Below are 20,288 nucleotides of genomic sequence, written 5' to 3'. Positions count from 1 at the left end.
AATGGCGAGGTCCTTAAGGCCCGCTTTTCAGGGAGAGTATGATGAAGGTATCGAGCAATCCGTTGCGCATTTCGCTGCTGGCCAGTGTCGCGTTTGCCGGAGTCTGTGTCGCCAACCCGGCCGCGGCTCAGACGCAGTCAGCGCCAGGTGGCACGACGACAGCCGTGCCGGCCGCAGACGCCCAGGCCGACGAAGAGATCATCGTCACCGGCTCGCGCATCGCGCGCAGCGGCTTCGACACCTCCACCCCCGTCAGCGTGGTGGACGATACCGAAATCACCCTGTCCGGCACCGTGAACGTCGAACGTCTGCTGGGCCAGTCGCCTCAGTTCATCGCATCGCCCACCGGCGGTTCGACCGTTTCGGGTCAGGGCGCAGGCATCGCCGACCTCAACCTGCGCGGCTTCGGTGCCACCCGCAACCTGGTGCTGGTCAATGGGCGTCGCTTTGCGATTTCGGGCCCGGACCAGACCACCGACATCAACACCATTCCCAGCGCGCTGATCAAGCGGGTTGAAATCGTCACCGGCGGCTCATCGGCGGTCTATGGCTCCGATGCGATCACCGGCGTGGTCAATTTCGTGATGAACGACGAGTTCGAAGGTGTGGTTGCGCGGGCGCAGTTTGGCGGCAACACGACCACCAGCGCACATACGCAGGACTACACCATCACCGCCGGCGGCAATTTCGCCGATGGCCGGGGCAATACGGTGGTATCGCTCAACTATCTCAAGCGCGACCCCATCACCCGCGCGGAACGCGGCGGCTTTACCTCGGTCGCACTGGCGGATGGTTGTGTCGTGCCCGGCAGCGACTCCGGCGTCACCCGGGTAGGCACACCCTTTGCGGTTCCGGCGGGGCAGACTTGCCGCTCGGCAGGGGGGCAACCCGGCTTCATCTTCGGTGGATCGGGCGACATCCCCAATGGTCGCGTATCCGGCATCGCCACTTACGGTTCGGCCAGCCCGGCGCTGCGTGCAGCCTACGACGCGGCGGGCCTGACCAATATCGGCGGTTTCGGCTTCACCTTCAACGATCAGGGCACAGCTGCGCGCAACGCCGTCGATCCGGCTGACCGTTACAATCTGGCGCCGGACAACTATCTGGTGATCCCGCAAAAGCGCTACATGATCAACTCGTTCACCACGTACGAGTTCACACCCAACGTCACCGGCTATCTCGAAATGCACTATTCGCAGAACGAGGTCCGCGCCCAGCTGGCGCCGTCGAACGTGGGCGTTTCGACGCTGCTCAACGTGAGCAATCCTTTCCTGTCGGCAGGCGTTCAGGGTGTCCTGCGCCAGCTGGATGCTGAACAGACCAACCCGATCACCGTCGCCTCCGGACCGGTCAGCCGCACGACCACGGTCAATGACGGCCTGGCGGTGGTTACGCTGGGACGGCGCTATGGCGAGGTGGGCCCTCGCCAGGCCATCCAGCGGCGCGACGTGTTCCGCGCTGTCGGTGGTTTTCGCGGCGATCTGGGCACCGTGGTCGAGGGTGGTTTGCGCGACCTCACCTATGACGTCTACTATAGCTATGCGAAGACGAACTTTTCCGAGGAGCTGAACCGGGCGCTCTCGCGCAGCGCGCTGCAGGCTTCGCTGCTTTCGGTCAACGGTGCGGCCCCGGTCTGCAACGTGTTCGGCCTGAACATCAGCGATGCGTGTATCCGCGCCATCTCAGTTTCGGCCACCAACACCACCGAGGCCACCCAGCAGGTGGCAGCAGCCAGCATTTCGGGCAAGTCGTTCACGCTTCCCGGTGGCGATATCGGATTCAACCTGGGCTTGGAATGGCGCAAGAACGAAGCCGCGTTCCGGCCCGACCAGTTCCTGGCAAGCGGCGATGTGGTGGGCTTCAACGCGGGCCGGGCCACGGCCGGTGGCATCACCGCCAAGGAAGTGTTCGGTGAAATCCGCCTGCCGATCCTTGCCGACACGCCGTTCTTCCAGGCTCTGACCGTCAACGGCGCCTTCCGCTATTCCGATTACAGCCTTGGCGGTGTCGGCGGCGTGTGGACCTATCTTGGCGGGGCCGAGTGGAGCCCGGTCGACGACATCACCTTCCGCGGCCAGTATCAGCGGGCCATCCGCGCACCGAATGTCAACGAGCTGTTCGGGGGCATCAGCCGCAGCAACGTCGTTGCGACCGATCCGTGCTCGAGCCGCCAGCCGGCTGCGCAGCAGTCGGCGGCGGTGCGCGCGATCTGCGTTGCCACCGGCGTGCCTGCGGCCGCGGTGTTCACCGCCGGCGTGCAGCCCAACGCGTTCTTCCCTGTCGATCAGGGCGGAAACCCCAATGTCGGCGAGGAGCGGTCGGATACCTATACGTTCGGCGCGGTGTTCACACCGAGCTTCCTGCCCGAGCTGCGCGTCAGCGTCGATTACTTCAAGATCACCCTGGACGGGGCGATTGCGGCGCTGGGTGGCGGCCTGAACAACACGCTCAACCTTTGCTACAACGTGCTGCAGGATGCGGGCAGCGAGTTCTGCCAGGCGGTCAGCCGCGACCGCAACACCGGGGCAATCACCGACAATTTCCCGGTCCGCGTTCTCGCCGCGAACACGGGTCAGCTGAAGACCTCGGGTATCGATTTCGTCGTGCGCTATACCCAGCCGCTCAACTTCGGGCTGTTCGGCCTTGCCGAGACCAGCACGCTGTCGTTCGGAATGGACTTCACCTATCTGGATGAATTCACCGCAACGCCGGTGGCTGCATTCCCCAACATCAAGAACCGCTGTGCCGGCGCGTTCGGCCAGACCTGCGGCGAGCCGCTGCCGCGCTGGCGCGGGACATCGCGCATCACCTGGGACATGGGCCCGATCAGCATCAGCGCACGGCATCGCTATATCGGCAAGGTGACCGACGATCGCCACGTGGTGCCGACCCGCGCAGGGAGCGCCACCGCTCCGGCGCTGGCGGACCTGTCGCACCCGGTGCTGGGTGACGAGCACTATTTCGATCTGTCTTTCACCGCCGAGGTGATGGACAGGGTGGAACTGTTCGGCGGCGTGAACAACGTGTTCTCCAACGCACCGCCGGTGGTGGGCAGCGCCCAGGTTCGGGCGAATACCTATCCGGCGACCTATGACTCGCTGGGGGCGGAATTCTTCATCGGCGCCCAGCTCAAATTCTGAGATCCTTCCTACTGGCGGGGCCGTGTCATGCGGCCCCGCCTTTTTTGGATCCACGGCAATGCAAGGAACAGCGTTGATGCAGTTTGACCGGCGGCAGATGATTTCCGGGGCAGGGGCCTTGGCGCTGGCAGCGCCGCTTTTGGGTTTGCCGGCAACGGTCGGGGCGCAGCCCCAGCTTGCTGCCTTGCGGCCGGCGCCGATGGGAGCGGTCGATGTCCGAAAGTTCGGCGCTAGGGGCGATGGCAAGGCTATCGATTCCGCTGCGATCAACCGGGCTATCGATGCGCTGGCAGCAAGCGGCGGCGGTACCCTGATTTTCCCGCCCGGCACCTATGCCTGTTACACGATCAGGCTCAAGAGCCGTGTTTCGCTTCATCTCACCAATGGTGCAACCATTCTTGCCGCGGCTGCGCCCACCGACGGACGCGGCGGCTATGACCTGGCAGAAGAGCAGGACCCGCGTGCGGTCGGGTTCCAGGACGCCGGCCACAGCCATTGGCGCAACAGCCTGATCTGGGGCGAGGGCCTGCACGACATCGCGATCACGGGCGATGGGCTGATCTGGGGGAAGGGGCTGGGCCGTGGTGACGGCAAGGACGACTGGCTGAAGGACCCCAGCGGCCCGGGCACAGCGAACAAGGCGATCGCGCTCAAGAACTGCCGGAATGTCCTGTTGCGCGATTTCCGCATGCTGGAGGGGGGCTGGTTCGCGCTGCTGGCCACCGGGGTCGACAATCTGACGATCGACAACCTGCTGATCGACACCAACCGCGATGGGCTGGACATCGATTGCTGCAAGAATGTGCGGGTGACCAACTGCACCGTCAACTCGCCGTATGACGATGCCATCTGCCCCAAGTCCAGCTTTGCGCTCGGCTATGCCCGGGTCACGGAAAACCTCACCATCTCGGGCTGCTTCGTCACCGGCAATTACCAGATCGGATCGGTCCTCGACGGCACATGGCGCAAGATGCCCGCCGATTTCGCCCCGCTGATCCACGGCCGGATCAAGTTCGGTACTGAATCCAATGGCGGTTTTCGCAACATCGCGATCACCAATTGCGTCTTCGAGGACAGCCGCGGGATCGCGCTGGAAACCGTCGATGGCGGCGTGCTGGAAGATGTCGCGATCAGCAACATCACCATGCGCGGGATCGTCCATGGCGCATTCTTCCTGCGGCTGGGCAAACGGATGCGCGGGCCCGCCGGGGTGCCGATCGGCACGCTCAAGCGCGTGCGGATCTCCAACCTTGTCTCTTCGGGCGGCAGCCAGCTGCCTGCGGTGATCGCCGGATTGGCAGAACGACCGATCGAGGATGTGTCGATCAGCGATGTGCTGCTTCACCAGATCGGCGGCGCAGATGCTGCCATGGCCGCGCTGCAGCCGCCGGAAAATGCTCTCGGCTATCCCGAAGCCACGATGTTCGGCGACCTGCCGGCTACCGGTTTGTTTGCACGGGCCGTGCGCGGTCTGTCGCTCGACAATGTCGAAGTACAGGTGGATCGGCCAGACCTGCGCCCGGCGCTGTGGCTGCAGGATGTCGACGGCGTTGATCTGTCGCGGTTGCGTCTGCCCGAAGGCAAGGCATTCGCGCTCGACCGGGTGCGTCGTATGCGCAGCAGCGCCGTGCGCGGGCACGCCGATCTGCGCATCGACTGACCGCTTAAGGGATAGGCAGCTCGAACGGACCGGCGGGCAGTCCCGCACTATCGAACAGGTTGATGGTCGGTGCATCGGCCCAGGCATAGCGCACGCGTGTCGGTGCCGCGCCATCCTGCGGAAGGGTTACTTGATTGCCCGCAATGATGCCCGGCACAAAGCGGCAGCTGGCCTGATCCGCGCCGCACAGCTCGAAGCCGATCGCCTGTGTGCTGCCGCGCGCCACCAGTGAGCCGGTTACCCCCTCGAAGGTCACGACTACCGCGTTTTCGCCGCGTGTGACGAAACGTACCGACGGCCCCGAAGCGGAGTCCGGGCCGCCATAGGCAATCGCGCGCATCGTGCGGGCAAGCCGCCGCCCCAGTTCGCGCTTTTCGCCCGGGTGGACGTCGAACGGATCGCCGATGTCGAGGGTCAGCGTTAGCCCGACCCTGGGATCGTTCGCGGCGACCTTGCGCTGGTCGTTGCGGACATCGGCCCAGCCGCTGGCGCCGGGCGCTGCCGCCGGCGCGCCGAAGCCCGCCAGGCTGACGATCGCGAATGGCAGATCCGGCGTATCGAACTGCGCGCGCCATGCCGCGATCATCGCGCTCAGCCGGTCGGCATAGCCGGGGAGCGCAGTGTCGGATTCGCCCTGATACCAGGCGACACCCTTGAGTGCGGGGCTGCCCAGCGGTGCGATCATTGCAGCGTAGAGATTGCCGGCCCCTGCGGTATCGTCCCAGGGCGGGCGCGGCATGCCGGGCGCGCGGCGCCGGTCGGGCGAATAGGACCAGCCCTCGCCGAGCGGCAGGCGCTGGCCATCGCGAAAGGTCAACGCGATGCTATCGGCAGGCCCGGCCATCCCGCCCTTGCCCCACAGATCGTTGACGTTGACGGTGACGACATTGCGGCCCGGCTTCAGCGATCCCTTGGGCAGTGCATAGCGTCGCGGAGTGGAGATGCTGCCGCCGCCACCCACCGGACGACCGTTGATCCAGACCACGTCCTGATCGTCGAGAAGGCCCAGATCGAGGGTCGCGCCCTGCGCAACCTGGGCCGCAGTGAGCAGCAGCTCGCGGCGCAGCCACATGAAGCCGTTATATTCGACCAGCTCCGGATCGCCCCAGTCCTCCCAATATCCGATCTTTGGAACCGGTCGCCAGTCGCGATCGGCATCGGGCATCCACGGCGCATCCTTGTGCGCCGCGCGCCACCAGCTTTCCCACCGTGTGCCGAAGCCGCGCTGGGCGCTGGTGGGGTCCTTCGCACTGAGCTGGCGCAGTTGCACCTCGACCGCTGCCCCGGTCTGGCCGAGCGCTGCATCGGACATCCAGCTGCTGATCCGGGTTCCGCCCCAGCTGCTGTGGATCGCGCCCAGCGGAACATCGACCGTCCGGCGCAGGTCCTTGAGCATGTAGAAGCACGCCGCCGAAAATGCCCCCGCCGTCTGGGGGCCGGCCACATCCCACCGGGGTGCCTTTTCGAACGTGACGCGCGGGTCGAGTGCGGTCTGGCGCGGTACGGTCATCATCCGGATGGCAGTATCGCCGGAGTTGGCGATCTGGGCGCGGCTGTCCTGCGATTCTGCGATCGTCATTTCCATGTTGGACTGGCCCGAGCACAGGAACACATCGCCGATCAGCACGTCTTCGGCGATGCTGATACCGCTGCGCGCAGCCACCGTGATGCGATAGGGGCCGCCCGCCGCCATCGCCGGCAGCACGATGCGGAAACGGCCATCGCGGCCTGCCACCGCCGTGCCGACATGCGCGCCGATCTCGACCGTCACGGTCTCGCCGGGGTCGGCAGTGCCGCTCACCGGTATCGGCCTGTCGCGCTGGATCACCGCGTGGGATGCGAAGGCGGGGTCGAGCTCTGCCGCGAGAGCCGGGCTGATGCTGCCGAGGATGCAGGCACTCGCAAGCATCCTGTTGATCGAGGGTCTGAAGGGCGCTGTCAGCATGTCAGTGGTTATGCCTTGGTGTTTTGTGGGATGTTCCGCGATATTTGATGGCCATTTCCAGCACGCCGCCTTCGGCGAGCTGGCTGGTCTTCTCTCGGTACAGCTCTTCCCATGGGGTGTTGCTGGGCGGGATCGGCGGGGAGGGGATGTGCTGCTTGCGCCGGGCGATCTCGGCTTCGTCGACCAGTGCGTCGCAGCGCCCGGTGTTGAGATCGACGCGGATCATATCGCCGGTCTGCAGCCACGACAGCCCGCCGCCCGCGGCGCTTTCGGGCGAGGCGTTGAGGATCGAGGGGCTGTCGGACGTGCCCGATTGCCGACCGTCGCCGAGAGTCGGTAGGCTCATGATGCCCTGCTGGATCAGGCCGTCGGGCGGCTGCATGTTGACGACTTCGGCCGACCCCGGCCAGCCGAGCACGCCTGCGCCGCGGATCACCAGCACGCAATCGGCATCGATGCCCAGCGCGGGATCGTTGATGCGGTGGTGATAGTCGTCCGATCCGTCGAACACGATCGCCCGACCTTCGAAGATATTCTCCGCACCGGGGCGCGAGAGATAGCGGTTGCGGAAGTCCTCGCCGATGACGCTGGTCTTCATGATCGCAAAATCGAACAGGTTGCCGCGCAGCACCAGAAAGCCAGCGCGCTCCATCAGCGGGGTATCAAAGGCGCGGATCACCTCGCGGTTGCGGCTTTGTCGGCCCGCAAGGTTGTCGGCCAGGCTCTGGCCGGTGATCGTCAGCGCATCGCCATCGATCACGCCCGCCGCCAGCAGTTCGCACAGGACAGCGGGGACGCCGCCTGCGCGGTGGAAATGCTCGCCGAGGAAGCGGCCTGCGGGCTGCATGTCGACCAGCAGCGGCAGCTCATAAGCCTGCATCCAGTCCTGCGCGGTAACCTCGATGCCGGCATGGCGCGCCATCGCGACGATATGCGGCTGCGCGTTGGACGAACCGCCGATCGCGGTGACCGCAGCGATGGCGTTGCGGAACGCGGCCTCGGTGAGGATCTGCGAGGGGCGCAGGTCTTCATAGGCGATCTCGACCGCACGCCTGCCGGTCTCGTACGCCATCTGCCCGCGCTCGCGATAGGGCGCGGGGATCGCTGCGCAGCCGGGCAGCGAAAGGCCCAGCACCTCGGCCACCGCATTCATCGTCGAAGCGGTGCCCATGGTGTTGCAATGCCCGGCAGACGGCGCGCTGTCGGTGGCGCGCGCCAGGAACTCGGCCTCGTCGATCTCGCCTGCGGCCAGCTTGCGGCGGCTGCGCCAGATCACCGTGCCCGATCCGACCAGCTCGCCCTCGTGCCAGCCGTCGAGCATCGGTCCGCCCGACAGCACGATCGCGGGAATATCGACGGTAGAGGCGGCCATCACCTGCGCAGGCGTGGTCTTGTCGCAGCCCGTGGTCAGCACCACCGCATCGATGGGATAGCCGTTGAGGATCTCGACCAGCCCCAGATAGGCCAGGTTGCGGTCGAGCGCGGCGGTGGGGCGGCGGCAGTTCTCGAAGATCGGGTGCAGCGGGAACTCCATCGGAATGCCGCCGGCATCGCGGATGCCCTCGCGCACCCGCCGCGCCAGATCGAGATGGATGCGGTTGCACGGCGAGAGGTCGGAGCCAGACTGCGCGATGCCGATGATCGGCCTGCCGGACATCAGCTCGGCAGGGGTCAGGCCATAGTTCATGAACCGCTCGAGATAGAGCGCGGCCATGTCGCTCCTGCCCGGCGCAGCGAACCATTCGCGCGACCGGAACGGTCGTTTTGGCTGTCTGTCCATGCCTTCAAACTCTCCAGTGACGTGTCGGTTATCCCGGTCGCACCGCGCCGACATTGCTTCATGATTGCGCTACCATGCACCGCGCGAGGGGCGTTGCACAAGCCCTATAGCGTCACGCCGCGCTTCCAGATCGCGATCGTGCGCTGGCCCTGCTTCTCGCCAGCGGTCCGCGCGCCGCTGGCGATGGCAAGCAGCCTGGCGAGGAACTGGCGCCTCAGTTTATTCCTATCGTAACCTCCCAGCTTAGGCAGTCGCGTCTGGTTTAGCCCCGATATCGCTTAACGACCTGAGCCCAGGAAAGCTGTCGGATCGACGGATCGCGCACACCCTTCGGTCACTTGATTATGCGGTCGATGTGCGCTTGCAAACGGGGACTGACGACCAGAATTATTGGAATGACAATAACATACGCCGTCACCCATGCCTGTAACCAAGTCCCAAGAAACCTCTCCGAAAAGCCGAGGTTTATAGCGATGAGCGAGAAAGAGATGATCCCTGTTGTGAGCATCCCCATCACGAGCGCAAATGCGACTTTCTGCTTCATTTTCGTGTTCATGCGCCAGTGCTCCTCACATTTTGGCAGACCGGCATCGATCACCGCCTGCGCGAACGCATCTGGCGCCTCCTGCGGAAGATTGTGACCTGTGCCGCCGCTGATCGTTCGACGTCGGTACCGACCGGATAATTTCTTCGCATGGGTCGTCCCAAGAGCAGGGTGGGTTCACGCGGAGACGGGAACCGGGCGATAACGCGCGGCCGGCTCAGTCAGCGACAGGTTCGGAACCATGGCGATCCGAGCCGCCTCGAACGCGTGCCAGGCTGCGGTATCGGGAAGGGCGGGAATGGTGACCGTCTCGCCAAGCGCCAGGCCGGCCAGAGCCGCATCAACCATGGCATCTGCCGACATCACGATCTCGGCCGGAACGCCTGACAGAGGCACACCCGAAGTGTCCCAGAACTCGGTCGCAGTGGCACCCGGCAAGACAACCTGGATGCGCACACCCTTGTCGGCGAGTTCGGCCTGAAGCGAAGCGGTGAGCGCAAGGACAAACGCCTTGGTCGCTCCATAGACGCCGTTGAGCAGAAATTCCGGGGCGATTGCGACGGTCGAGGCGATGTTGATAATCGTACCTTGACCTGCGGCAGCAAAGCGCTGTGCGATTGCATAAGTCAGCCGGGCAAGAGCGATGGCGTTGATATCGATCATCGTCTCCATCTGATCGACATCGGCCTGCCAGGTCGGCACGGGTGCACCGATGCCTGCATTGTTGACCAGCATCGTGATGCGACGATCGTTGATCAGGCGCGCTTCGATCAGACGCAGATCGCCGGGGTTGGAGAGGTCGGCGGGCAGCGTGTCGACGTTGCGGCCGGTCGCTTCGCGTATGGCTCCGGCGACCTGATCGAGCTTGGCTGCGGTACGTGCGACCAGAATCAGATCATGGCCCTGGCGCGCCAGCCGGTCTGCATAGATTGCGCCGATTCCGGCCGAAGCGCCGGTGATGAGGGCAGTGCCCTTTACTTCGTTCATCGCTCTTCCTTTCAGAGAAGGTTTGGATGCCGACCGACCGGGAAGATCGGGGCTACCAGAACGATTTAGAAGGTTGGGAGATTGTCGGTAGAATGGGAAAATGAGAGTGAGCCTCTCATTCTTGGCCCAGTGTTCAGACGCAATCGTCCGGCCCGGAGCAGGCTGCGCGCAGGCGTGGCGCGGCCCAATCGATAAATGCGCGCACTTTGAGCGGCAACAGTCCCTGACGTGGGTAGACGATGTGGATCGGACGTGGCTCGCCATCGGCATCAGGAAGGACGCGCACGAGCGCACCGGACTTCAGGTGCTCCGACACCTGGTAATCGAACAATCGGGCGATGCCGACACCCCCGAGAACTGCCGCGAGATTGCCAGCAGCGCTATTCACCGAAACCTTGGCCCGCGGCATGCAGATGAGATCCTCGTTGTCCAGGCGGTAGCTCCAGAACATCCCAAGCGGTCCGAACATGATGCCGTCATGTTCGGGAAGGTCGCGCGGGCTGGCCAGTGGCTTACAGCGTTCCAGATAGCCAGGGGCAGCGCAAGTGATCAGACGAAACTGCCCAGCTTTCACAGCAAACAGAGCGCTGTCAGGCAAAGCACCAAGCCGAATTGCCACATCGACATGTTCATCCACCAACTGGACCAGCCGGTCCGAGGTCACGAGCCTTAAGGTGACGTCAGGATGGGCTTCGATAAAGGCCAGTGCGATGGGGATAACGAACTTTGCACCAAACTCGATCGGCATTGTGATCGACAGTTCGCCGCGCGGCGTCTGATATTCCCCGGATGCGCGGCGTTCAGTCTCCTCAAGGTCCGCAATGATCCGCCGTGCAGACTCGACATAATCACGCCCTGCATCGGTAAGCTGGATTTTACGGCTCGTTCGCACCAGCAGATTTGTACCCAGATGACGCTCAAGTTCTGCGACCTTGCGACTGACGCTGGCCAAAGGCGAACTCAGGACCCTGCTTCCCGCGGACAGGCTGCCTGCATCAACGACTGCGAGAATGACCCGCATGGCATCCAGCCGATCCATTTTTTCGCCTCCTGCACAACCACCGGCAATTTAGCCGATAAGACGGGCCCAATATAGCCGTAAGCCACTGGAGGCCGCACGCGTGGCACCAGGCTGCACTAAAGGCCAAGATCGCTCAGACACCGGGATGGCCATCGGAACGGCGGCCGGCGCAGTTTCTCCAACGGCTGGCTGGCGAGTCCAACAGCGTTACCCTGGCAGCGTCACCCTGGCAGCGTCACGCAAGGCGTGATGCCCGTGACCGTCGTCGAAGTCTTGTTCAGCCAGATTGATTGCAGAACGTGTCGCTGAACAATGGCCCTGGCTGCCCGTGCGCAGTCAGCGGTTAACCCAAAATGCTCATAAGCCGTGGTCGCTCACAAATCGATGGGCAGTTGGTCGACCTGCCCGGCCCGACAACAAGCATGCCTTAACGCCGCGCGGCCCTCGCCTTGAGAACGGAGACCATGTCTTCGTTGCGGATGCGCCGCCATCTTGCATCGACGAAGCTGTGAACACCGAACATGAACAGTCCGATCGCGACCAGCGAATAGAGCTCCGGATGATCGGTGAGCGAGTAGAGCGCGTCGCCGAGGCCCTTGACCTCGCCCGCAGCACCGAACCATCCCGCGCTGAGCAGCGACACCCCGATGGTCGCGAACACCACCGCGCGTGCGACCAGTCCCGCCCGGCCCACCGGCACCACCCAGCGCGGTGCACCGGCGGCCATGTCTTTCATGAATTCGGTCGTCCACGCCTTGGTCAGCTGGTGCGCGGCAGCAGCAAGGAAGGCCACGCCCAACGCGCCGAGGATGGTCTGACCCAGGGGGATGTCCAGCATCATGCCCGCAGCGCGCTGTTCGGTTTCGCCGTCGCCGCCGGAAGGTTGACCCGACGCCAGCCGGATTGCGGCATAGGCCAGCAAGAAATGCGCAAACCCGCTGGCGGCATAGCCGATGCGGACCGCTATGCCCTTGGCGTCGTCGCCCTTGCCCTCGCTGTCCAGCGCTGCACTATAGACCCTGTAGGCACCGTAAAGCGCCAGCCCGAGCGCCAGCAGGCCGAGCAGCCATTTGCCCGCAGGCATATCTTGCACCGACCGGAAGACCCCTTGCGGACTGGCGTCGGATGCACCTGCACCGGTGAGTGCGAGATAGGCCAGCAGGCAATACACCACGCCTCTGGCAAACCAGCCGGCACGCGCGAAGGTCTCGAGTTGTTTCATCTTGTCGATCATGTTGGTTCCTGCTCGTCGCTGGCAGCCTTACGCCTGCGCAACCGCGCAGTTCCTGCATTGTGCCCGGTACCCGATACTTGCGGTGGGGCGGGATGGGTATGCCGACAAATCCCGGCCCGGAGCATCGGGCGAAATGCCTATTCCTGAAGCGTCGCGGGGGTTCCGGGCTTGACCATTTGCGCGAGCCTGGCGGCATCCCAGTTGGTCAGCCGGATGCAGCCATGGCTTTCGGCGCGCCCGATCGTGTGGGGCTCGCTGGTGCCGTGAATGCCGTAATGCGGCTTGTTGAGATCGATCCAGACCACGCCGACCGGGCTGTTGGGCCCCGGTTTGAGCTGTTGTGCTGCCTTGTCGTTGCTCACGTCCCAGAACAGCTTGGGATTGTAATGGAAATCCGGGTTGCGACTGACACCCTGGATCTTCCATTCCCCGATCGGCAGCGGGTCCTTGCTGCTGCCCATCGTCGCTGGAAACTGCGCGATCAGCTTGTCGTCGCCGTCAAACACCCTGAGCACGCCATCGGACTTGTCCACCACCACCCGGTCGGCCAGCGGCTGATCGGCCGCCACGCCAAGGCTTGCAAGCGTCTCGCCCCAACCACGCGGGTCTTCTCCCGAAAACGCACTCTTGGCGTTTGGAATGTTCGGCACCCGGATCGCGGTCCCCGCTGCCATGGACGTCATGTTGGGGTTCATCGCCGTGATCACTTCAGGCGTGGTGTGGAACCGCTCGGCCAGGGCCTCGATCAGATTCTTGTATCCAAGCCGGTCCAGTTTCGCCTGGTCTGCAGCGCTGGCAGGAAAATCGGGAATGAACGGCCCTGATGCGAACCGTTCGGGGATCATCACAACGCGGGTAGCACGGACATCACGCCACTGGTCCAGCCTGGCAAGCGTCGCTTCGTCCAGCTTCCCGGTCTCGGCGATGTCATTCGCCGTCTGAAATCCGCGCAAAGCGGCGAAATAGGACTGACCTTCTTCGCCATCGATCACGCCCGGCGAGAACCCCAGGTGATCAAGGATGACCTGGGCGCGAAGCACGGGCGTTTCGGAATAGGCAGGCACCTGCTTTTGGGCGTCAACGAAATCCAAAGGCGCCGCTTTCGGCGCAGGCTGCGCTCTGGCCTCACGCGCGGGCGCCGCCTCGGGCGCGGAATCGCAACCGCCCAGAACGAGCAGGCTGGCGAAAATATATGCAGCTTTCAAATGATATCCCCTCTTGATCACTGCATCCAACGTTGCCGCTGGGGAAAGGATGCAGAGGCCCGGCAAACACATTTGCCCGGGGGTGCCGAGACGCACGGCATGTCGAGCGCCCATCGGACGCGGGCCGCATCAAGCGCGACCGGGCAGCGCAGTGTCGGTTACGCGATCGTCAGCGCCTCGCACCCTGCGAGAATGGCTTCGGGCAAGGGCGCCGATTTGCGCGCGACCAGGTCGAAGCGCACCGTGGTCGCGGTGAGGATGGCGTGCTCGATGGTGGCATCGGGATCGGTCATGACGTGCCGGGTGACGATCGAGCTGCGCCCGGTGCGGACAACGCCGCTGCGGATCAGCAGCAGAGCGCCGATAGCGACCTCGGCCTTGTAGTCGATCGTGTGGTTGACATCAGCCCAGCCGAGTTCGGCGTTTTGTCCTGCGGGCCGGTCGCCCAATGCGTGCATCAGATGATAGGATGCGACATCGAACATCTCGACATAGCGAAAGGTGGTGAGGTGCCCCATCTGGTCGCACAGCCAGGGGAACGCCACGGCGCGGTGGGTTTCGATCATTGGCATGGCTGCTTCTCCTGCGGGGGTGAAAGGCGGTGCGCATGGGCCCAGGGGAGCGTCCAGCGCCATGGCGAGGCAGCGGGCCCGTCGATCAGCGCGGCGACCTCGCGCGAGCGCGCAACATGGCCGTGCTGTGCGAAGCGTTCGTGGTTGGCCACCAGATCCTGCTCGCGATAGACATAATTGACCATCATGCCTTCGCTCTGCGCGATGCCCTTGGGCGAGACGTCGGCGTGCGGGTTGATCCGCCAGAGCTCGGCGCCGTTGCCGAGATGGAATGCGGCCACCGGGTCGCGCGGCCTGCCGGGGGTGCCGTCGGGCGCGGACCCGGTGAGATACAGCGCGCATAGCCGCCGGGGATCGTCGCCCTCGCGCGAGAGGCTGCGGCCGCCGGCATCGAGCCAGCGCACCAGGCCGGGTATCGGAGACAGCGTCGCGAACGTCGTGAGCGTAGGAAACTCTGCCTTCAGGTCGGCCACGATCTGCTTGATCAGGAAATTGCCGAACTGCAGCCCGCGCAGCCCGGGCTCGCAATTGCTGATCGAATAGAAGATCGCGGTGCTCGGCCGGTCGGGCGCGGTGCGGCTTGAGGGGTGGTCGAGCAGCGGAGCGATGGCCTCGCTGACATGGTCGGTCAGCGCGACCTCGACGAAGATCAGCGGTGTGTCGGGCAGCGCCGGGTGGAAAAAGCCGTAACAGCGCCTGTCGCCCTCCAGGCGCCCGCGCAGATCGGACCAGCCTGCGATATTGTGCACCGCCTCATGCGCGATCAGTCGTTCGAGCAGCCGTGCCGGGCTGTCCCAGGTGATCGGTCTGAGCGTCAGGAAACCCCGGTTGAACCAGGACGCCAGCAGGTGCCTGAGGTCCGCCTCGAGCGGTGCCAGCGCCGGGCACTGCGCAAGCTGGCGCAGCAGGCGCGCGCGCCAGTCGACCAGATGGCGGGTGCCGCATGGCGCGGTGTTGACCCGCCGCAGCAGCTCCTGGCGGCGGGGTTCGGCGCTGCGGGTGAGCTGTGCGGCATGCGCGGCGTCCGGCCGTTCCAGCCATCGTTCGATGCTGGCGCCGAGCATCGCCGCATCGGGGCCGAGCTTGTCGACCAGCCACAGGTCATAGGCCTGTGCGGTCTCGTCGTCGAGCGACGCCAGCGCCGCAGCGAGCCTGGTCGCCGTCAGCGTCCCCTGCGTCTCGCCACAGCTTTCGAGCAGGCCCAGCGAGAGCCGCTGCGCTTCGCCGAGCGGATCGCGATGCGCGGCCTTTCTGGGCAGGAAGGGCACATTCAGCCGCATGCGCTGAATCGATCTGCGTGGAGCCGCCGCAACTCGGCCTTCTGCACCTTGCCCATCGCATTGCGGGGAAGGGCGGGGACGAATTCGATCCCCTTGGGAAGCTTGAAGCCGGCAAGCTGTGGGCGCAGGCGCTCGACGATGAGCTCGGGCTCGATCGAGCTGCCCGTCTTGAGGCAGACGACCGCGACCACGGCTTCGCCGAAATCGGCATGGGGGACGCCGATCACGGCAACCTCGGCAATCTCGTCCATCCGCTCGATCAGCGTCTCGATCTCGACCGGGTAGATGTTCAGCCCGCCCGAGATGATCATGTCCTTTTCCCGGCCGACTATCCGCACGACCCCTCCGACATCGATCGTGGCGATATCGCCGGTGCTGAAATAGCCGTCATCGCGAAATTCCTCGCGGGTCTTTTCGGGCATCTGCCAATAGCCCGAAAACAGGCTCGCGCCCTTGACCTCGAGCACGCCCGTTTCGGCATTGTCGGCGATGCGCACGCGGTAGCCGGGCAGGGGATGCCCGACGGCACCGGCGATCCGCGGCCCGTCGAGCGGGTTGGAGCAGATGATGCCGCATTCGGTCATGCCATAGCGCTCGAGAATGCTGCGACCGGTGCGCTCGGCAAACGCCTGGAAGGTGGCGGGGGTCAGCGGCGCCGATCCGCTGACGAACAGCCGGACATGGCGTGCGGTATCGCGGTCGAGACCCTGGGTGGCGAGCAGCCGGGTGTAATAAGTGGGTACGCCCATGAACACCGTGGTCGTCGCCAGCCGGGCGAGCACCGCGTCAGGATCGAAGCTGGGCATCAGGTCGATCCGCGCTCCCGCCAGGAGCAAGGGGTGCAATGCCACGAACAGCCCGTGGATATGGTAGAGCGGCAGCGCGTGCAGCAGCGTGTCGTCAGCGGTGATGCCCCACACCGCAGCCAGATCGCGGGCGTTGGCGAGCAGATTGCCCTGGCTGATCATCGCGCCCTTCGAGCGGCCTGTGGTGCCCGAAGTGTAGACGATGGCGGCAAGGTCGTCGGGCGAGGCGGGGAGAGGCGGCAGCCCGGCCTGCGATGGCTCGACCGCCTGCCAGGTGCCTGCGCCATCCGCGCCCAAGGTGCGAAGGGTGACCGTTCCGGGCAGGCAGCCCGATTGGTGGAGCCCGTCTGCGGCGTCGGGTGCGCAGATGAACAGCGCCGGCTCGGCGTCGGCGAGAAAATATCCGATCTCATCGGGCCGATAGGCATCGTTGAGCGGCAGATAGACCGCGCCGAGGCGCAGGCAACCCAGATAGAGCAGCACGAGATCGATCGACTTTGGGGCCTGCACCGCCACCCGGTCGCCCGGTGCGACGCCCAGGCTGATCAGCCGCGCGGCGATGGCGTCCATGGCTTGGCGCAGTTGCGCTCCGGTAAGCGTGCGGTCGCCCTGCGCGATGAGAACCCGATCGGCGGCCTGGTCGAATGCCACCGCCAGCGATCCGGTGAGGGTGTTCTCGGTCATAGGCCTGCTGGCTCCTGTCACGTAAATGGCATTGTCGGGCTGGCGGAGCGCCAACTGAGATGACAGGCTAGGCGCGAAAGGCGGTTTGTGTCAACCGATCCAGCCGGTATCGTCGACGATAAAAGTCACAATAGCCGTATATTTGGCTATAAAAGGCTTTATCGTCGACGATACCGTAAAAATAGCTATGGTCGACGGGTGCTGGCGGTTGCGCCCTAGTTGGGTTACGAGGAGAGATCGTCGACAATCTACAGGGACAGGCAGTGAGCAAGAGCAAAGCAGAGGATCCGAAGGCCAAGGCGCCTGCAAGGCGCAAGGCAGTGTCGAAGACATCGCGCGCGGCCGAACCGAAAGTGCCCGTAAGGCCGTTCGGCGCATCCAAGGTCACCGCAGGGGGTGAGTTGAAGATGTCTCTTGTCGAGCGCGTCTATCAGACGCTGATGGCCGCGATGGACCGAGGCGAGCTGGCGCCGGGCAGCCGGATCATCGCTGCTGAGGTGGCGCAGCAGCTCGATCTGAGCCGCGCGCCGGTGCGCGAGGCGCTGGCGGTGCTCGCCGGCCAGGGGCTGGTCGAATTGCTGCCGGATCGCGGTGCGGTGCTGCGGCCGATGGAGCAGCATGATCTTGCCGAAATGTACGAGGTTCTCGCGCCGATCGCCGCGCTGGGGCTCAAGGCTGCCGCCGGCCGGGCGCAGGATGGCGACAACCCGGCGCTGATCCGTGCGGCGATGGCGGCGATCCGCGAGGCTGCGGCCAATCCGGGCGAGGGCGTGGCCTTCTTTCAGGCGCTGAACAACTTCCATTATGTCGCCAATGCGATCGCCCAGAAACCCTATGTCGATTTCGTGATGCGGATGATGCAGATCGAATACTGGAACCGGCTGCTGGTCGCGGCGATCGATCTCGATCGGCACGCGCCGCAATATGTCACAAATTATCAGCGACTTACCGACGCCCTGCTGGAGAGCGACTCGCGCAGCGCCGAGGCCGTGATCCTGCATCATGTCGATTGGTGCGTCAGGCTGCTCACGCCGCCAGCATCAGAATGAGGGTAGGATCGTCGACAATATTTGGCTGTTTTGACAGAGAAATGAATTAAAAATGACAAATCGTCGACGATTGGCTTGATTATCAAATTGGCCTGTGTCTACATTGCGTCACGGCGAGGCAAACGTGCTGCAGCCCTGGGACAGCAAAAGGGGACGATCATGGTCAGCCAATTCGCATCGATGCGGGGAGCATCTGCAATCGCAATCGCGATCACCATCGCATCGCCCGCTGCGTTCGCCCAGCAAGCCGCCAGCGCCGATCCCGCGCCGGAAGCTGCTCCATCGGGCTATGACGACGAGATCATCGTCACCGCGACCCGCACCGGCGAAACCCGACTGCAGGATACCCCGCTGGCGGTAACCGCGGTCAGCGCCGAAACGCTCGACCGCGCCGGGATCAAGGACATCCGCGACCTGGTGTCGCTGGCGCCGGGGCTTCAGGTCACCCAGAACGCCACCTTCTCGCAGGTCTATATCCGCGGCGTCGGTTCGAACAACGTGTTCGGCGGATCCGACCCATCGTCGACGATGCATGTCGACGGCATCTACCTGGCGCGGCCCGGCAGCTATCTGAGCAACTTCCTCGACGTCGAGCGTATCGAGGTTCTGCGCGGTCCGCAGGGCACGCTGTACGGTCGCAACTCGGTCGGCGGCACGATCAACGTCATCAGCCGCAAGCCCGACGATGTAATGCGCGCCCGTGCGCAGCTCACTTATGGCAATTACGATTTCATGCGCGCCGAAGGCTATGTCAGCGGACCGGTGGTCCCGGGCAAGATCGCAGCGTCGTTCTCGGTGCTGCGCTCGAAGCGTGACGGATTTCTGGACAATGCCGTCGCAGGGGTCGGCGATATCGACGATGAGGATACCGTGGGTGGCCGGGTGCAGTTGCGCTTCACCCCCGACAGCCGTCTCGACCTCGTGCTGCGGGCCGATTACCTCCATTCGGACGATGCGCTCGGCGGCTATGTCAAGATGCTCCAGCCGACCAACGACCCGGTTGCCAACAGCGTGCTCGGCGATTTCCGCACCGTCGCGCTCAACATCCGCTCGGGATCCGACCGCACCCAATGGGGCGTCTCGGGAGACCTCAGTTACGATCTGGGCGGTGCAACGCTTCGCTCGCTGACCGGATATCGCACCAACCGCCTGCAGCAGGTCGGCGATACCGACGGAACCGCGCTCAACGTGCGGCGCACCGACCAGTTCGAAGGCCAGCGCCAGTTTTCGCAGGAGCTGAACCTGTCGGGCACGCTGGGCGACCTGTCGTATATCCTGGGCGTCTATTATTTCGACGAGAACATCCAGGTGAACTCGTCGGTCACCACCTTCGCCGCAAACGTGCGGGCCAATTTCGCGCCCGTCATCGAAACGGCAGCCCTCGCAGGCTTTGTGCAGGCCAGCTACGCGCTGACCGACCGGCTCAGCCTCACCGCAGGCGCGCGCTATACCCGCGAGCGCAAGCGCTTCGACCAGACCGCCAGCCAGTTCTTCGTGACCACCGGCGGGTTCCGCCCGGGCTTTCCCGAAACCTATCAGCTGCGCGACGTGTATTCGGCCTGGACCCCCAAGATCGGCATCGAGTTCCGGCCGATGGATGACGTGCTGCTCTATGCTTCGGCGACCAAGGGGTTCAAGTCCGGCGGATTCAACTTCGCCAGCCGCAACGTCAACCAGGGCTTCGATCCCGAAACGCTGTGGAGCTATGAAGCGGGCGTGAAGCTCGAGCTGTTCGACCGGCTGTGGCGCCTCAACGGCACCGTGTTCCACTATGACTACACCAACCTTCAGGTGCAGGCGTTTCTGACGCCGGGGGTGATCGATATCACCAATGCGTCCGATGCGACCGTCGACGGGGTCGAGATCGAATCGCTGATTCGGCCGGTGCGGGGCATCCAGATCGGCGCTAACCTTGCGTATCTCGATGCCGTGTACAAGAACTACACCACCGCGCTCGCACCCGGCAACGTGGTGTTCGATGCTTCGGGCAACCGGCTCAACCTTGCGCCGAAATGGGCCTATTCGGCGTTCGTCGATCTCGATCTTCCCGTTGGCAACGGCTCGATCATCGGACGCGCGGAATACAGCCACCGCGGCCGCCAGTTCTTCACAGCAGGCAATGTCGGGCTCGACCAGCAGTCGCCTTATGGCCTGATCAACGCCAGCCTGGGCTATGACTTTGGCGACAGTGGCTTTCGCGTGATGGTGTTCGGCCGCAACCTGGCCGACAAGGAATATGTCACCAGCACCGCAAGTTTCGCCTCGGGCATCGTGGGACGTGTCGGAGAGCCGCGGACCTACGGGCTGCGGGTCAGCGTAGCCTATTGATCCGACATCGTGGCGACCGACACCTCCAGCACGAAGAAACGACCATGACCGCA

Annotated in this window: 14 protein-coding genes; 4 read left to right on the top strand and 10 right to left on the bottom strand. The window is 64.4% G+C overall.

Annotated elements, in window-relative coordinates:
• Window positions 1–38: 38 nt before the first annotated feature.
• Window positions 39–3,140: a TonB-dependent receptor domain-containing protein gene (locus BSY18_RS09365; protein WP_069050410.1), complete on the top strand. Its 3,102-nt coding sequence runs from the start codon at window positions 39–41 to the stop codon at window positions 3,138–3,140.
• Window positions 3,141–3,216: 76 nt separating this feature from the next.
• Window positions 3,217–4,800, top strand: a complete 1,584-nt coding sequence (locus BSY18_RS09360; protein ID WP_069050409.1) for a rhamnogalacturonidase — start codon at window positions 3,217–3,219, stop codon at window positions 4,798–4,800.
• Between the two features lie 4 nt (window positions 4,801–4,804).
• Here BSY18_RS09360 and BSY18_RS09355 read toward each other — a convergent pair whose 3' ends face one another.
• The 10 genes from BSY18_RS09355 to BSY18_RS09310 form a co-directional block, all read right to left on the bottom strand.
• Entirely contained in the window at window positions 4,805–6,745 is a 1,941-nt protein-coding gene (locus BSY18_RS09355) for a sialate O-acetylesterase (protein ID WP_083231394.1), read from the bottom strand.
• 1 nt (window position 6,746) lies between these two features.
• Entirely contained in the window at window positions 6,747–8,525 is a 1,779-nt protein-coding gene (locus BSY18_RS09350) for an IlvD/Edd family dehydratase (protein ID WP_069050408.1), read from the bottom strand.
• A gap of 334 nt (window positions 8,526–8,859) precedes the next feature.
• A complete protein-coding gene (locus BSY18_RS09345; RefSeq protein ID WP_069050407.1) occupies window positions 8,860–9,081 on the bottom strand; it encodes a DUF2798 domain-containing protein in 222 nt (73 codons plus the stop codon).
• Between the two features lie 165 nt (window positions 9,082–9,246).
• The gene (locus BSY18_RS09340; RefSeq protein WP_069050406.1) at window positions 9,247–10,056 is read right to left on the bottom strand and encodes an SDR family NAD(P)-dependent oxidoreductase; all 810 of its coding nucleotides are present in this window, start codon (window positions 10,054–10,056) and stop codon (window positions 9,247–9,249) included.
• 133 nt (window positions 10,057–10,189) lie between these two features.
• The gene (locus tag BSY18_RS09335) at window positions 10,190–11,095 is read right to left on the bottom strand and encodes a LysR substrate-binding domain-containing protein (RefSeq protein ID WP_069050405.1); all 906 of its coding nucleotides are present in this window, start codon (window positions 11,093–11,095) and stop codon (window positions 10,190–10,192) included.
• A 409-nt stretch (window positions 11,096–11,504) separates the two neighbouring features.
• On the bottom strand, window positions 11,505–12,311 hold the full coding sequence (locus BSY18_RS09330) for a DUF1206 domain-containing protein (RefSeq protein ID WP_069050404.1): 807 nt from the start codon (window positions 12,309–12,311) through the stop codon (window positions 11,505–11,507).
• 137 nt (window positions 12,312–12,448) lie between these two features.
• Window positions 12,449–13,516 (bottom strand): L,D-transpeptidase family protein, encoded by a 1,068-nt coding sequence (locus BSY18_RS09325; protein WP_231683954.1) that lies wholly within the window; start codon window positions 13,514–13,516, stop codon window positions 12,449–12,451.
• Window positions 13,517–13,674: 158 nt separating this feature from the next.
• Window positions 13,675–14,088, bottom strand: coding sequence for an acyl-CoA thioesterase (locus BSY18_RS09320; RefSeq protein WP_117353174.1), 414 nt, complete (start codon window positions 14,086–14,088; stop codon window positions 13,675–13,677).
• Window positions 14,079–15,368: a malonyl-CoA decarboxylase domain-containing protein gene (locus BSY18_RS09315; protein WP_069050402.1), complete on the bottom strand. Its 1,290-nt coding sequence runs from the start codon at window positions 15,366–15,368 to the stop codon at window positions 14,079–14,081. The genes BSY18_RS09320 and BSY18_RS09315 overlap by 10 nt, the downstream gene beginning before the upstream one ends.
• Window positions 15,359–16,858: an AMP-binding protein gene (locus tag BSY18_RS09310; protein ID WP_069050401.1), complete on the bottom strand. Its 1,500-nt coding sequence runs from the start codon at window positions 16,856–16,858 to the stop codon at window positions 15,359–15,361. Before BSY18_RS09310 ends, BSY18_RS09315 begins: the two co-directional genes overlap by 10 nt.
• A 263-nt stretch (window positions 16,859–17,121) precedes the next feature.
• Here BSY18_RS09310 and BSY18_RS09305 point away from each other — a divergent pair, with 263 nt between their 5' ends.
• Both BSY18_RS09305 and BSY18_RS09300 read left to right on the top strand, forming a co-directional pair.
• Complete coding sequence (locus BSY18_RS09305) at window positions 17,122–17,907, top strand: GntR family transcriptional regulator (RefSeq protein WP_236823498.1); 786 nt, start codon at window positions 17,122–17,124, stop codon at window positions 17,905–17,907.
• A 159-nt stretch (window positions 17,908–18,066) separates the two neighbouring features.
• Complete coding sequence (locus BSY18_RS09300; RefSeq protein WP_236823497.1) at window positions 18,067–20,235, top strand: TonB-dependent receptor; 2,169 nt, start codon at window positions 18,067–18,069, stop codon at window positions 20,233–20,235.
• Window positions 20,236–20,288 lie beyond the last annotated feature (53 nt).

This window comes from Blastomonas sp. RAC04 (assembly GCF_001713435.1).
Classification (GTDB): Bacteria; Pseudomonadota; Alphaproteobacteria; order Sphingomonadales; family Sphingomonadaceae; genus Blastomonas; species Blastomonas fulva.
This window is presented reverse-complemented; position numbering and strand designations above follow the sequence as displayed.